General features: G+C 58.2%; 11 protein-coding genes. 3 read left to right on the forward strand and 8 right to left on the reverse strand.

The window, feature by feature from the left end; genetic code table 11:
- Positions 1-20: 20 nt before the first annotated feature.
- Positions 21-2,633: a DNA mismatch repair protein MutS gene (gene mutS / locus BUB54_RS00705; protein ID WP_048879228.1), complete on the reverse strand. Its 2,613-nt coding sequence runs from the start codon at positions 2,631-2,633 to the stop codon at positions 21-23.
- A gap of 61 nt (positions 2,634-2,694) precedes the next feature.
- Positions 2,695-5,097, reverse strand: a complete 2,403-nt coding sequence (locus BUB54_RS00710; protein WP_073211075.1) for a putative bifunctional diguanylate cyclase/phosphodiesterase — start codon at positions 5,095-5,097, stop codon at positions 2,695-2,697.
- A 406-nt stretch (positions 5,098-5,503) separates the two neighbouring features.
- Between BUB54_RS00710 and BUB54_RS00715 the strand changes: the two genes are divergently transcribed.
- Both BUB54_RS00715 and BUB54_RS00720 read left to right on the forward strand, forming a co-directional pair.
- Positions 5,504-6,229, forward strand: a complete 726-nt coding sequence (locus BUB54_RS00715; protein WP_048879226.1) for an N-acyl amino acid synthase FeeM domain-containing protein — start codon at positions 5,504-5,506, stop codon at positions 6,227-6,229.
- A gap of 48 nt (positions 6,230-6,277) precedes the next feature.
- Entirely contained in the window at positions 6,278-6,838 is a 561-nt protein-coding gene (locus BUB54_RS00720) for a methyltransferase family protein (protein ID WP_048879225.1), read from the forward strand.
- A gap of 122 nt (positions 6,839-6,960) precedes the next feature.
- Here the strand turns inward: BUB54_RS00720 and ykgO are convergent, their stop codons facing one another.
- Complete coding sequence (ykgO, locus tag BUB54_RS00725) at positions 6,961-7,086, reverse strand: type B 50S ribosomal protein L36 (protein WP_008492157.1); 126 nt, start codon at positions 7,084-7,086, stop codon at positions 6,961-6,963.
- Between the two features lie 234 nt (positions 7,087-7,320).
- On the opposite strand from ykgO, the gene BUB54_RS00730 reads away from it, so the two are divergent.
- On the forward strand, positions 7,321-8,073 hold the full coding sequence (locus BUB54_RS00730; RefSeq protein WP_048879224.1) for a glycosyltransferase family 2 protein: 753 nt from the start codon (positions 7,321-7,323) through the stop codon (positions 8,071-8,073).
- A 7-nt stretch (positions 8,074-8,080) separates the two neighbouring features.
- On the opposite strand, the gene BUB54_RS00735 is transcribed toward BUB54_RS00730, so the two are convergent.
- From BUB54_RS00735 to rfbB, 5 genes are all read right to left on the reverse strand, one after another.
- Entirely contained in the window at positions 8,081-9,106 is a 1,026-nt protein-coding gene (locus BUB54_RS00735) for a glycosyltransferase (RefSeq protein ID WP_048879223.1), read from the reverse strand.
- A 179-nt stretch (positions 9,107-9,285) separates the two neighbouring features.
- A complete protein-coding gene (rfbD, locus tag BUB54_RS00740) occupies positions 9,286-10,167 on the reverse strand; it encodes a dTDP-4-dehydrorhamnose reductase (RefSeq protein ID WP_048879222.1) in 882 nt (293 codons plus the stop codon).
- Positions 10,167-10,724 (reverse strand): dTDP-4-dehydrorhamnose 3,5-epimerase, encoded by a 558-nt coding sequence (gene rfbC, locus BUB54_RS00745; protein WP_048879221.1) that lies wholly within the window; start codon positions 10,722-10,724, stop codon positions 10,167-10,169. Before rfbC ends, rfbD begins: the two co-directional genes overlap by 1 nt.
- Positions 10,724-11,605, reverse strand: coding sequence for a glucose-1-phosphate thymidylyltransferase RfbA (rfbA, locus tag BUB54_RS00750; protein ID WP_048879220.1), 882 nt, complete (start codon positions 11,603-11,605; stop codon positions 10,724-10,726). The genes rfbC and rfbA overlap by 1 nt, the downstream gene beginning before the upstream one ends.
- Positions 11,602-12,657 (reverse strand): dTDP-glucose 4,6-dehydratase, encoded by a 1,056-nt coding sequence (gene rfbB / locus BUB54_RS00755; RefSeq protein ID WP_048879219.1) that lies wholly within the window; start codon positions 12,655-12,657, stop codon positions 11,602-11,604. The genes rfbA and rfbB overlap by 4 nt, the downstream gene beginning before the upstream one ends.
- Positions 12,658-12,659: the final 2 nt, after the last annotated feature.

A 12,659-nucleotide genomic window follows, 5' to 3' on the forward strand; every position in this document is an offset into this window, starting at 1 on the left:
TGGAATTCATCAGACACGGATCAGGCCCCATTTTCCATGGAGCCGGTGCGAATTTGCCGCACTTGCTCACGCAACCGGTAGAGCTGGGCCAGAGCTTCTCGCGGAGAAAGTGTATCCGGGTCTAGCACGGCCAGATCGTCCAGTAGCGCTTCGTGCTCTGGCGCGTGCGCGGGCGGTGCCACGGCAGCGAACAAAGGCAAGGGTGCGGCGGCGTTTTGCTGACGTTCGGCGGCTTTCAGCAGAGCGTCCGCACGGCGCAGCACCGCCTCGGGCACCCCCGCCAGACGGGCCACATGCACCCCCCAACTTTTCTGAGCGGCACCCTGCACCACTTCATGCATAAACACGACCTCGCCCCGGAATTCCTTAACCCGCATCGTGTAAGCCTTGAGGCGCGGCAATGTTTCCGTGAGCTGCACTAACTCATGGAAATGTGTAGCAAATATGGCGCGGCAGCGGTTTTGGTTGTGCAAGCTCTCCAGCACTGCCTGGGCAATGGCCAGCCCATCCCTCGTGCCGGTGCCGCGCCCGATCTCATCCACAATAACAAAGCTTTTTGGCCCAGCCTGATGCAGGATGGCAGCGGTTTCAGTCATTTCTACCATGAAGGTGGAGCGGCCGGAGGCAAGATCGTCCGCCGCCCCCACGCGGGAGAACAGCCGGTCAACCAGTCCAAGTTGCATGTTTTCTGCCGGAACCGGCAGGCCCGCCTGGGCCAGCACCACCAAAAGCGCGTTTTGGCGCAGGAAGGTGGATTTGCCCGCCATGTTGGGGCCGGTGAGCAGCATCAGCCGTTGGCTGGGGGACAATTCGCCGCCGTTAGGAATGAAGCCGGTGCCCGGTGGCAAGGCCGCCTCCACCACCGGGTGGCGGCCGGCTGTGATCGAAAAAGCCTCGTCATCTGAAAGTTCAGGAGAGCAATAACGGCCAGACAACGAAAGATGTGCCGCGTTTTGCAACACATCCACTAGCGCCAGCGCGTCCGCGCAGGCTGCCAGCTGTTCGGCGATCTCTAAAACCTGCTTGACCAGCCAGGAGAAAACCAGCCTTTCTCGGGCGCTGGTGCGCGCGGCGGCCTCGGTGATGCGGCGGTCAAGATCCGAGAGCTCCGGGTGGGTAAAACGTGACCCGTTGGCCATGCCCTGGCGCAGCTGCAATTCAGGATAGGCGCGCAACCCTTCCACTGCCGTAGCGGGAGCCTCCAGCACGTAGCCAAGCTGGGCGTGGTGGCGGATTTTTAAGCTGGCGATGCCGTAACGCTGTGTAAGTTCGGTCTGAAACGCCGCAATCACCTGCCGGGTATCGTCACGCAGGGCGCGTTCGGCATCCAGCTCCGCATCGAAATCGGGGGCGATGGCGTTCCCCTCATCAAGCCGCAGCGGTGCAGGTTCGGCCAGGGCGTTCTGCAAGGTGACGAGCAAAGCTGGAGCCGGGGTGAGCGCGGTCGCTGCTTCATCCAGCAATTTCGCACCCGCTGGCAGTAGCGGCGCCAGCGCACTGCCCGCCTGCAGCCCGCCGCGTATGGCGGCAAGGTCGCGCGGGCTGGCGCGGCCAAGCGCGATACGGCCCAAGGCCCGGGCCATGTCAGGCGTGCCGCGCAAGGCGTCGCGGACGGCCTCCGCCTGGCCTGACTCGCATAACGCCATCCAGGCTTGCTGCCTGTCCTGCAATGGCGACAGCGTACAGAGCGGCGCGGTGATCCAGCTTGCCAGCTTCCGTGCTCCGGCGGGGCTGACTGTCCGCTTCACGGCTCCAAGCAGGCTGCCCGCTTCCATTCCGTCGCGCGCGCTGGCGAGTTCCAGGCTGGCGCGGGTGGCGGCATCCATGGCAAGCTGCCCGGCAAGGCCCGCGCTGGTTGGGCGTGAAAGCCGGGGCAGGGTGCCCATTTGCGTGGCCTCTATATAAGCCAACATAAAACACGCGGCAAACACCTCCGCCCCGGAGAAATCGCCAAAAGCCTCAAGGCTGGCGGCACCGAATCTTTGTGCCAGATCACGCCGCGCGCCTTCCGCGTTGGCGGGCAAAGACAGCGCCATGCGTTGTGTGTCCACCCGCCGGGCCGTGTATGTGCCGAGCGGGATTTCCGCCGAAGCGAGAATTTCTGATGGGTCGAGCCGCCCCAAAATCGCCGCCAGCCCGTCCAGGGCTGTCTGCTCCGTTTCAAACTGTCCGGTTGAGATATCTGCCCAGGCAAGGCCTAACTTGCCCTCATGCGCCGTGATGGCCAAGCAGAAATTGGCCCGTCCGGCCTCCAGCAGCGCTTCCTCGGTCAGTGTGCCGGGGGTTACAAGCCGCACTACGCCGCGCTTCAACGGACCTTTGGCGCCGCGTGCCTTGGCGGCGGCCGGGTCTTCAAGCTGCTCCACAATGGCCACCCGGAATCCGCGCCGGATCAGCCGGGCCAGATACATCTCCGCCTGGGAAACCGGGACGCCGCACATTGGGATGGGTTGGCCCTGATGCTGGCCGCGCGCGGTAAGCGCGATGTCCAGCGCCGCGCTGGCGGCCTGTGCATCGGCAAAAAATAGCTCGTAAAAATCGCCCATACGGAAGAAGAGGAGGGCATCCTCATGCTCTGCTTTGATGGCGAACCATTGCGCCATCGCCGGCGACGCACCTTTAGCTTCCTTCATAGGCGTCTATTAAGCCATCCTAGGCGCTTCAGGCCAAGAGGCGCCAGAGCAAAACAGATATCTACAGAACCCTGGGCAAAGCCCGCTCAGACCCGGCCTGTTGGGCCGTTAGCAATTTGGCGAGCTCTGTGCCCTCCATGGGCTCATGGAACAAGAAACCTTGGGCTTGTGGGCAGCCATAGGCCCGCAGCAGGTTGGCTTGTGTTTGCGTTTCAACACCTTCGGCCGTGACTTGCATGTTCATTGTCTCGGCAATGCCGATGATAGCGAGAATAATGGAACTGTCCGCCTTCTCGTACCCCAGATCGCAGACAAAAGAACGGTCGATCTTTACTTTGCTGAACGGAAAGCGGCGCAGATAGGAAAGGGAGGAGTAGCCGGTGCCGAAATCATCAAGCACGATTTTAACGCCCTGGCGGTGCAACTGCCACAGCACGTCCTCGGTCGGGCTGCCGGTTTCGAGCATCGTGGTTTCCACAATTTCCAGTTCCAGTCGGTCTGGCGGCAGTTCCGTGGTGGCCAGAATATCCGCGATGATGTGGACAAGCTGCGTGTCATTGCTCTGCTGGGGTGAAAGGTTGATGGCGATGCTGGTGTCGCCGGGCCAACTGGCGGCCTCTGCGCAGGCGGTACGCAGTACAAACGTCCCGATTTTTTCGATCAGTCCGCATTCCTCCGCAAGCGGGATGAATTGCGCGGGCGGGATAAAACCGTGTTCTGGGTGGCGCCAGCGCACAAGCGCCTCCGCCCCGATGATGTGCTGGCTGGTCAGGTTGACGATCGGCTGATAGGCGACGGATAGCTCTCCGCGTGTAATGGCTTGACGAAGAGCCGCCTGCAGGCTCCGCCGGGCTTGCATGGCCTCGTCCATCTCCTGATCATAAACGCGGACGATCCCGCGCCCGTCTGACTTGGCCCGGTAGAGGGCTAGGTCGGCGCTTTTCATGAGCTGGGCGGGGGTGTTGCCGTCCTCCGGCGCCATGGCGATGCCGATGGAAACACCAGTTTGCAGCATTTGTCCGTCAAACTGGAAAGGCCGCAGGATGCGGTCGACAATCCGCTTGGCAATCGCCTCCGCTTCCTTCCTTTCATTTGTAATGACGATGATTGCGAACTCATCCCCGCCCAGCCGCGCGGCAATATCAAATTCCCGGATGGAACCGCGCAGACGCTCCGCCACGGCCACCAGCACCGCATCTCCCGTGGCGTGGCCAAGTGTGTCGTTGATGATTTTGAAATTGTCCAAGTCAAGGCAGAGCAGGGCGAAGCCAGTTGACGCGGAATTATCGCAACATTGATGCAGCACTTCCGAGAACAGCATACGGTTGGCCAGCTTGGTCAGGCTGTCATGCCGCGCCAAGAACGAGATATGCTCCTGCTGGCGTCGCTGGCCGGTAATGTCTGAGCCAACACCATGATACCCGCTAAAATTGCCATGTTTATCCACAATGGGCTTGCCGGTAAGAGACCAGTACCGTTGCTCGCCTTCAATAACCAGCGGGATTACCAGATCCCGGAAGGGAGAACGCTCGGTGATGGCGCGTTGCAGCTTGTCGATCGTGGAGCCCGGCGGCGCGTTGTCTAAAGCCGTTTTGCCTAACAGAACTGCGGGAAATGGACCTTTCAGGCTTTCAGCCGGGCGCCGGGAGACCTGGGCCAAGCGTTGGCTGACCTGTTGCAGTTCCATGTCGGCATTGGTTTCCCACAACCAGTCTGACGCGTTCTCCTCAAAGTCGCGTAACAGCAGGCGGATCACCTCGGCAGTTTCTTCCAGCTTGATGGCATTGACGGCGCGCTCATTCATGCGGCGGTTGAGATAAAGAATGCAAAAGCCGGTGAGGCCGATGAACGAGAGCAGGTCCAACACCGCGAACAGGTCCGCCTGATGGGAGGCAATGACCGCCAAACAGATGCCTGCGGACACAGGCATCCAGAAGGCAAAGGCGCAGAGGGCTGGGGAGACCATCACCGGCGTCGCTAGGCAGCCGGCCATGATGCCGTAAAGCAGGTTGAGCTGCCCAGGATTAGCCTGTTTGACGGTGATGACCAGAAGGCAGGACCAGAAGATCCCGAGAAAGCTCAGGATGCGCGACATGGTGGCGATATAGGTTCGCGCTTCCTCCTGGGTGGAGACCGGACGACGCAGCCAACGGTAGGCGTTGAACAGGATGGCGAAATAGCAAAGACAGACGGCAAAAATTGCCGTCACACGCTCAGCGGGTGCGGGAGAGGATGAGAAGTCAAAAAAAATCAAAGCGATCGTGCTCATCCCCAGGACGGCGATGGCGCTGATAACGTAACTGAAGTCTGTCGCCTGATCGAGCAGTAGCCGCTCACTCAGGTCTGGCGGCATCTGTAAGGCCGTGCTGAGGCTATGAACCGCTTGGCGCAGCTTGGCGGTCAATCGTGACAGGTTTGGCTGGGGAGAGGTTGGTTCGGAAGAGGCGGGGTGCGAGTCGGTCATAACCGGAAAAGATTTGCCTTTCACATGGCGAAAAAAACAGAAAACGCCACCTCGGATGGATACAACCTTACGTACTTTCTTTTTTTAGAAAACGCTATCTTTAATTGATTGATAGGGTTGTTGACCAAAAGGCCATCGAAAAGTTTTAAAGAAACGACCAAAAATTGCAAAAATTCAAAAAATCAATCCTCAAGGTAGAATAGAAAAAATGCAATGAAATAACCATAACAGCCTAGTGTTTTAAAAAGTTAAGATTTTGAAAGAAGAGAACCAGAATGTCTACGCTTCTGGTCGTGAGTCAAAAAGTACGTGATTCTGACTTAGAAACGAATAATTGACCTACATCTTTGGGGGGATTTCGTTTCTAATCTTTCTTGTTTTGGTTGCAAATCAAGGAAGATTTACCATGAGCTCACTAAAATATCAGACAACTGGTCTTGTCCGCGGTCGGGTTCTCGACCATCCAAAAGGGCTAACCGCGAAGTTGGCCCTGGATGAGCAGACGAAGGCGGATGCTTTTTCTATCCGCCATGCCAGCTATCTTTCTGGTGGATATATCGATCCCATGCCTGGCGGGCAGTTTTCGGACACGGATGATCTTCTGCCCAACAGCCGGTCTGTGGTGATTTATAAGCATGGGCGGCCAGCGGCGTCCGTGCGGCTGTGCACACTGGTTAACGACCCCGCGCTGAGCGGATGGGGCGATATTCCGGCTAGGCGCATCTTTCCAGAAGAGGTGATGGCCCTGGCTGACGGGGTGCGGACCGGGCGCCCGGCGAAACTCACTGAGATCAACCGCCTCGTACGCCATCCCGATTATGCCAATGACTTCATGCTGGTGTTTGTTCTGTACCGCTTTGTCTCGTTCCTGGTGATTGAGGAGGGGGCGGACATGATGCTGAACTGCGTGCGCCGTAACCACACGACTTTCTATAAACGCATGCATTTTGAGTATGTCGCTGGACCGCGCCGCTATGCCGGCGTGAAGTTCGAGACGAATCTGATGTTCTGCCCCAACGCACGTTACGACAGACTGATGTCGGACATCCCTTTCGTCGCCACGGACGCGTCCACCAAGCAGGCCTATGGCAGCCTGCTTGAAGGTGAGGTTGTGAAGGTTTTCGCAGACTGATTCCTACCCAGCGTTCCACCATTCAAAAAATCCTGAAGGATTCTTCAAATGCACATCGTTTACAACGCCATTACCGGTTTTGACGCCACCATCTGCTTTGCCGCCTTCTCCTGGGGTGTGAAAAAGCATTTCCGCTCGACTGGCGCGATGCCACTGGGCATGAAGGTGACTAGCTTGCTCAGCCTAGTACTGTTTGCGGCTTTCGTATGGCGTATCGCGCAGGGGACGTCTGGGTTGTGGCTGGTTGCGCTGGGGCTGTTCACCGCCTCGCTCGCCGTGTTCGCCGCGGCCGTGGCCGCCAGCCATCGCACCCCGCCAACCCTGGCCTTCGATACGGATGCCCCGAACTTCCTGCTCCAGGACGGCCCGTACCGCTATGTGCGTCACCCGTTCTATCTGGCTTATGTGCTGTTCTGGCTGGGAACTGCCGTGGCCGTGCAGGGGATGCTAGGCTGGATCGCCCCGGCGGTGATGATGGCACTCTATATCGAGGCGGCTTCCCGCGAAGAACGTAAATTTGCCAATTCCAGCCTAGCGGATGCCTATAAAGCCTACCGTGCGCGCGCCGGGATGTTCTGGCCCCGCCCGATTGCTTTGCTAGTTGGTTAAGTAGGGCCGATAAACAGACAGTCAGGGGCTTATGGGTTCCTGACTGCCGGATAGGGGCGGGTGCAAAGCAAAAAGCCCGGCAAATTGCCGGGCTGCTTGCCGTCGCATAAAAGCGAAAGCTTTTAGCCCTGGCGGGCCTTCATGCGCGGGTTCTTTTTATTGATCACGTATACCCGGCCGTGGCGGCGGACAACGCGGCAGTTCTTGTCGCGAAGCTTCGCGGACTTAAGGGAATTGCGGATCTTCATCACATATCTCGGCTAGAAATGGAACAATTGGAGGCGCGATATGCCGTCCTGACACGCAGATGTCAACCGTTACTGGCTGATACCGGTGCCGCCAGCCCGGCAAGAGGCCGAAAATTGATGAAAAAGGCCGTTCATTCCGGGTTTCATCAAAAGGTCATTCGCCTTTGCCGACGCTCCTCTGTTGATAGAGGTTTAAGGTGCCCCGTGCCCCCGAGTCTCAGGAGCTTTTGCGTAATGAAGATCAGTTTCGTTGTTCCGGCCTATAATGAGCAAACATTGCTCATCGGCTCCCTGACCGCAATCCGCGAGGAAATCGACCGCACGGGGCTGAAATTGGGTGAGGAAGCGGAGATTATCGTCGTGAATAATGCCAGCACGGATAATACCCGCCAAGTGGCGCTCGCGGTTGAAGGGGTGAGAGTAGTCGATGAACCGCGCAAGGGGCTGGTACAGGCCAGATGGAGCGGCTTTGAAAACTCAACTGGAGCGTTGATTGCCAATATCGATGCTGACACAGTGATTCCGCCAGGCTGGCTGGCGGAGGTGCTGCGGCAGTTCGGCCGGTCAACGGCGTTGGTCGGGCTATCTGGGCCTTATGTTTATTATGGCGTACCGAAGAAAGTGAATGTTGTCGTTGCCTGCTATTATCGGCTGGCTTGGTTGGCTTACGTCTTCAACCATTACGTCCTGAATGTAGGGGCGATGCTCCAGGGCGGTAATTTCGTCGTCAAGAGATCGGCAATGCTCAAGCTCGGCAACCCAGATCTGCGGTTCTCTTTCTATGGCGAGGATACGGATATGGCGAACAGGCTTGCCAAGGTCGGTAAGGTAAAATTCACCTTCCGTTTGCCCGCACGTTCCTCGGGGCGCAGGCTGGTGGGGGAAGGGGTGTTCACCATCGGGGTGCGATATACAATGAATTTCTTTTGGGCGACCTTCCGCAAGAAGCCCTTTACCGAAGACTGGCAGGACATACGCGAGGCCTGACAGGTGGTCAGCCTTTTGTGTCCTGGTAGCTGCGCGCGGCGGGGAGGGATGGAAACACCCGGCTAACCGCCGGCTGCACGCCCATGAAGCCCCGATTGGTCAAAAACCAATAGCGAAAGAGAAGATTCTCCAGGGCAGTCCGACGACGGAAGCGCTGGCACCGCAAGGCGGCGAAGCGCTGGATCAGCCGGCCCTGCAGGCCCCGGCGCACCAACTCTAAGTCTTGCCGGGCCTGAGGTGTCAGGCGGGCGCTTTGGAGCGCAAGCGCTTCCGCGTGGCGGCGCATCATGGTCATATATACTACAGGCCCGCGCCGCAGCGCGGCCAGGGCACGGCCATAAAGCGGCTGAGCGCGGCCGATCAGGTTTTTTTGATGCAGCCGGTAGAGCACCTGCGGCCTGTCATCGAAGAAGATTTTTCCACCGAAGGCAGAGACAACGATATAGCTCCACCAGTCATGTACCGTCCCCTCCGGCTCGCGTGTGCTGGCGATAAGTGCCACCGCCGCCGCGTTGAGGACCAGCGTATTCCCATTGGCGATATTTTGGGTAAGGCTGGCCGGAAAGCCGATATTGCTTCGGTGCCGAATGGAGAGTGTGGCGTTTTGCAGAGATTCATCGACCAGATATTGCCGAGCGCAATAGAGGGCGGGGGCTTCTTCCGCTTCAGCGAGGGCTTTCAGCGCGCAATCCAGCTTCTCCGGCAGCCAGACATCGTCCTGGTCCGCGAAAGCAATTGCCATGGCCCCGAGATTTTCACGCAGTAAGGCCAGGAAGCTCGCCGATGCGCCGAGATGCGGCCCGGAAGTGGTAGACTCCACGCATTGTTCTGGGCCGACGAGTGCTGCGAACGCCCGCATGATGGCCACGGTTTCGTCTGTGGAGCCGTCATCCCGCCAGTGCAGGACCCAGCGTTCATGTGTTTGCGCCAGAAAGCTGTTTAACTGCTCACGCAGAAAGCTTGCTCCATTAAAGGTGGAAAGCAGTATGGTGACGCTTGTATGCGTGGTATTTTCTGACAACGCGGGGCTCATCGGGCCTAGGCTTCCCTTCAACGCCCAAGTACAGAGTTGGGATCCATGATCTGCTCACAGATCAAAAAAAACATCCCTATAAAAGTAAATATACATTTACAATCCGCTAATTAACAAATGAATTACACTCATAAAGTGCATAGAGTTGTTTTTTTTAAAAAATCAACTCTATATTGTGCTCATGTATCCATAAGGTCAGATACAATTAAGGGGAGCGTTGCGCGCCACTCTGGAAGCGACACCCCAAAGACCTGCTTCAGCTTGGTGCAATCCAATCGGGAATCCGACGGGCGGCGGGTTGGGGTTGGCCAGTCGGCGGTTGAGATGGGCTGCACCTCCGGCGCCGGATAGCCTAGCTTAGCTGCATTCTCGAAAATGGCGGTGGCAAAACCGTGCCAAGTGGTCTCACCGCTGCCGGTGGCGTGGTATATGCCACGATAAGCCGCTTGCCATCCCGTGGCCTCAATTTTGTCCGCGATGGCGAGAATGGCATCCGCCAGATCGCCTGCTGCCGTGGGGGTGCCGTGCTGGTCAGCAACCACGCGCAGGACGGGCATCTTGCGTCCGGCATTGATCATGGTGCGGGCGAAGTTCTTGCCGTGGGCGGAGTAAACCCAGGCGGTACGTAGAATGATGGCCTTGGCGCTGGTGGCCAGAATCGCTTCCTCGCCATCGCGTTTGGTGGCACCGTACACGCCGGTGGGGCCGGTAGGATCGCTTTCCAAATAAGGCGCGCCCTTGTCGCCGTCGAACACATAGTCGGTCGAGACGTGGATGAAAGGAATGTCCGCCGCTTCGCATAGCTTAGCCAGCGCCAATGGGCCGGTGTGATTACAGGCTTTTGCGGCCGCTTGGTCGGTCTCGGCCTTGTCCACAGCCGTATAGGCGGCGGCGTTGATCACCAGAGTTGGCCTTGCGTCTTCAAAGCTAGTGGTGAGTGTTTCCGGCTTCTCGAAATCAAAAGCCGGGCGCTGCACGGCGGTGAAGGGAGTGTCGCGCGCGGTAAGGCGCCGGGAGAGAGCATCTCCTAATTGCCCGGAGGCACCGGTGACGAGGATCATCAGTAGGTGAACCAGTGGTCTGTTGCATTGAACGGGGGGGCAGCTTGATCCTTTTCAGATAACAGGGCCTCATCGGGGGCTATCGGCCAGGGCAGGGCCAGCGTCGGATCGTTCCAGCGTACGGCACGTTCGCAGTCCTTTGCGTAATCGCCCGTGACTTTATAAATCACCTCGGTATCCGGAAGGAGAGTGCAGAAGCCGTGCAGAAAGCCGCCTGGCACCCAAAGCTGCGCCCATTTCTCAGTTGAAAGCTCTGCCGCTACCCATTTACCGTAGGTGGGCGACCCCTGGCGGATATCCACCGCCACATCCCAGATGGCGCCTTTGATAACACGCACCAGCTTACCCTGCACATGCGGGGCCACCTGACAATGGAGGCCGCGAATGGTTCCTTTTTGGGCGGAGAAACTCTGATTGTCCTGCACGAAATGCTCGTCGAAGCCTTGGGCCTTAAGCTTGGACGCACTCCAGGTTTCGGAGAAGAAACCCCGACTATCGCTGAATTTCGGCGGGGTGATGAGTTTGACCTCAGGGATAGCGAGAGCTTCAACCTTCATCAGTGATGCACCCCATCCGCGATATTGTTGAGAATCCGGCCTAGTTCGGTTTTGGAGATCAGCTTGGCGCGTTCGCGAAGTTGGTCCGCGTCAATGAAGCCCATCCTATACGCTACCTCTTCCGGGCTGCCGACGAGATTACCTTGCCGGTCCTGGATAGTCTGTACGAAATTGGCGGATTGCAGCAGGCTATCCGGCGTACCGGCATCCAGCCAAGCGGTGCCGCGCCCCAGCCGTTCCACCTTCAGCGTGCCTTCTTGCAGATATATATTGTTGAGGTCGGTGATCTCCAGCTCTCCACGGGCCGAGGGGTTCACTTTTTTGGCGAATTCGGTCACGCGATGATCGTAGAAATAAAGCCCGGTAACCGCCCAGTTGGAGCTTGGCTCCTTGGGCTTTTCTATAATGTTCACGGCCCGGCCATCCGCATCGAACCAGACGACGCCGTAGCGCTCCGGGTCACGCACCTGATAGGCGAACACGGTTGCCCCTTCGGGCCGCGCGCCGGCGGCACGCAGTAGGGTGGAGAGATGATCGCCATGGATGAGGTTATCCCCCAGTGCCAGGGCGCAGGCATCGCCGTCGATCCATTCTTCGCCGATTAGAAAGGCCTGGGCGAGACCGTCCGGACTTGGTTGTTCAGCGTAAGAGATGCGGATGCCAAGATGTGACCCGTCGTGGAACAAGCGCTGAAATTGCGGCAGGTCCTGCGGGGTAGAGATAATCAGCACTTCCCGAATGCCCGCCAGCATCAGCGTACAGAGTGGGTAGTAGATCATTGGCTTGTCGAACACTGGGAGCAGTTGCTTCGAGCTGGCTTGAGTTATGGGATGCAGCCGTGTCCCAGACCCGCCCGCGAGAATGATGCCTTTGGTGATCATGCCCCGGCCCCCAGACGTTGCCCGGAATATTTTTTCGACCGGATACCCTCCCACCACGGACGATGATCCAGATACCAGCCAATCGTTACCGCCAGTCCGCGTTCAAAATCATGCGCGGCGGTCCAGTCCAGAGCAGTCTCGGCGGAGGATGGATCAATTTCGTAACGGTGGTCGTGGCCAGGACGGTCGGTGACATAGGTTATCAGCCGTTCACGCGCGCCGTTTTCGCTCGGCAGCTTCCGGTCCAGAATGGAGCAGATGGCTTTCACCACGTCGATATTTTTCTGGGGCTGGCGGGCGCCAATGCAATAGGTCTCGCCGGGCACGCCTTGCGTGACAACCTTCAAGAGCGCCTCGGCATGATCGTCGACAAACAGCCAGTCACGCGTGTTCTTACCGTCGCCATAGACGGGGAGTGGCTTTTCCTCGATAGCGTTGATCAGCATCAACGGAATCAGCTTCTCGGGGAATTGCCATTTGCCGTAATTGTTAGTGGTGTTGGAAACGATCACCGGCAAGTTATAAGTGTGCATCCAGGCGCGGGCCAGATGGTCGGACGCGGCCTTGGAGGAGGAGTACGGGCTACGCGGGTCGTAAGGAGTATGTTCGTTAAACGGCGGCTCTTCATCCGCCAGCGCACCAAACACTTCGTCTGTCGAAATGTGATGGAACCGGAATTTTTCTTTCTTCTCACCGGAGAGTGTCGCGAAATATTCACGCGCGGCTTCCAGCATCACGAAGGTGCCGGTGATATTTGTGTGAACAAACGCGGCCGGACCGTCTATGGAGCGGTCCACATGGCTTTCAGCGGCCAGATGCATCACCACGTCTGGCTGGTGCGTGGCAAAGGCCACGCGGATGCCCGCCAGATCACAAATATCCTGCTTCAGCAGTGCATGATTCGGGTGGTGCAGCGCATCCTCAAGCGCATCTTCGGAAGCGGCATAGGTCATCTTGTCGATATTGATGATCTGATGCCCTGCCTGCCGGACCGCACGCCTGACAACGGCGGAACCGATAAAGCCGCAACCGCCGGTCAATAGGATCTTCATGG

The sequence above is a fragment of the Acidocella aminolytica 101 = DSM 11237 genome, from assembly GCF_900129125.1.
Taxonomy (GTDB): Bacteria; Pseudomonadota; Alphaproteobacteria; order Acetobacterales; family Acetobacteraceae; genus Acidocella; species Acidocella aminolytica.

Coding starts and splice junctions, on each gene's coding strand:
- mutS (WP_048879228.1), bottom strand. CDS start 2,633: ATGAAGGAAGCTAAAGGTGCGTCGCCGGCGATGGCGCAATGGTTCGCC.
- BUB54_RS00710 (WP_073211075.1), bottom strand. CDS start 5,097: ATGACCGACTCGCACCCCGCCTCTTCCGAACCAACCTCTCCCCAGCCA.
- BUB54_RS00715 (WP_048879226.1), top strand. CDS start 5,504: ATGAGCTCACTAAAATATCAGACAACTGGTCTTGTCCGCGGTCGGGTT.
- BUB54_RS00720 (WP_048879225.1), top strand. CDS start 6,278: ATGCACATCGTTTACAACGCCATTACCGGTTTTGACGCCACCATCTGC.
- ykgO (WP_008492157.1), bottom strand. CDS start 7,086: ATGAAGATCCGCAATTCCCTTAAGTCCGCGAAGCTTCGCGACAAGAAC.
- BUB54_RS00730 (WP_048879224.1), top strand. CDS start 7,321: ATGAAGATCAGTTTCGTTGTTCCGGCCTATAATGAGCAAACATTGCTC.
- BUB54_RS00735 (WP_048879223.1), bottom strand. CDS start 9,106: ATGAGCCCCGCGTTGTCAGAAAATACCACGCATACAAGCGTCACCATA.
- rfbD (WP_048879222.1), bottom strand. CDS start 10,167: ATGATCCTCGTCACCGGTGCCTCCGGGCAATTAGGAGATGCTCTCTCC.
- rfbC (WP_048879221.1), bottom strand. CDS start 10,724: ATGAAGGTTGAAGCTCTCGCTATCCCTGAGGTCAAACTCATCACCCCG.
- rfbA (WP_048879220.1), bottom strand. CDS start 11,605: ATGATCACCAAAGGCATCATTCTCGCGGGCGGGTCTGGGACACGGCTG.
- rfbB (WP_048879219.1), bottom strand. CDS start 12,657: ATGAAGATCCTATTGACCGGCGGTTGCGGCTTTATCGGTTCCGCCGTT.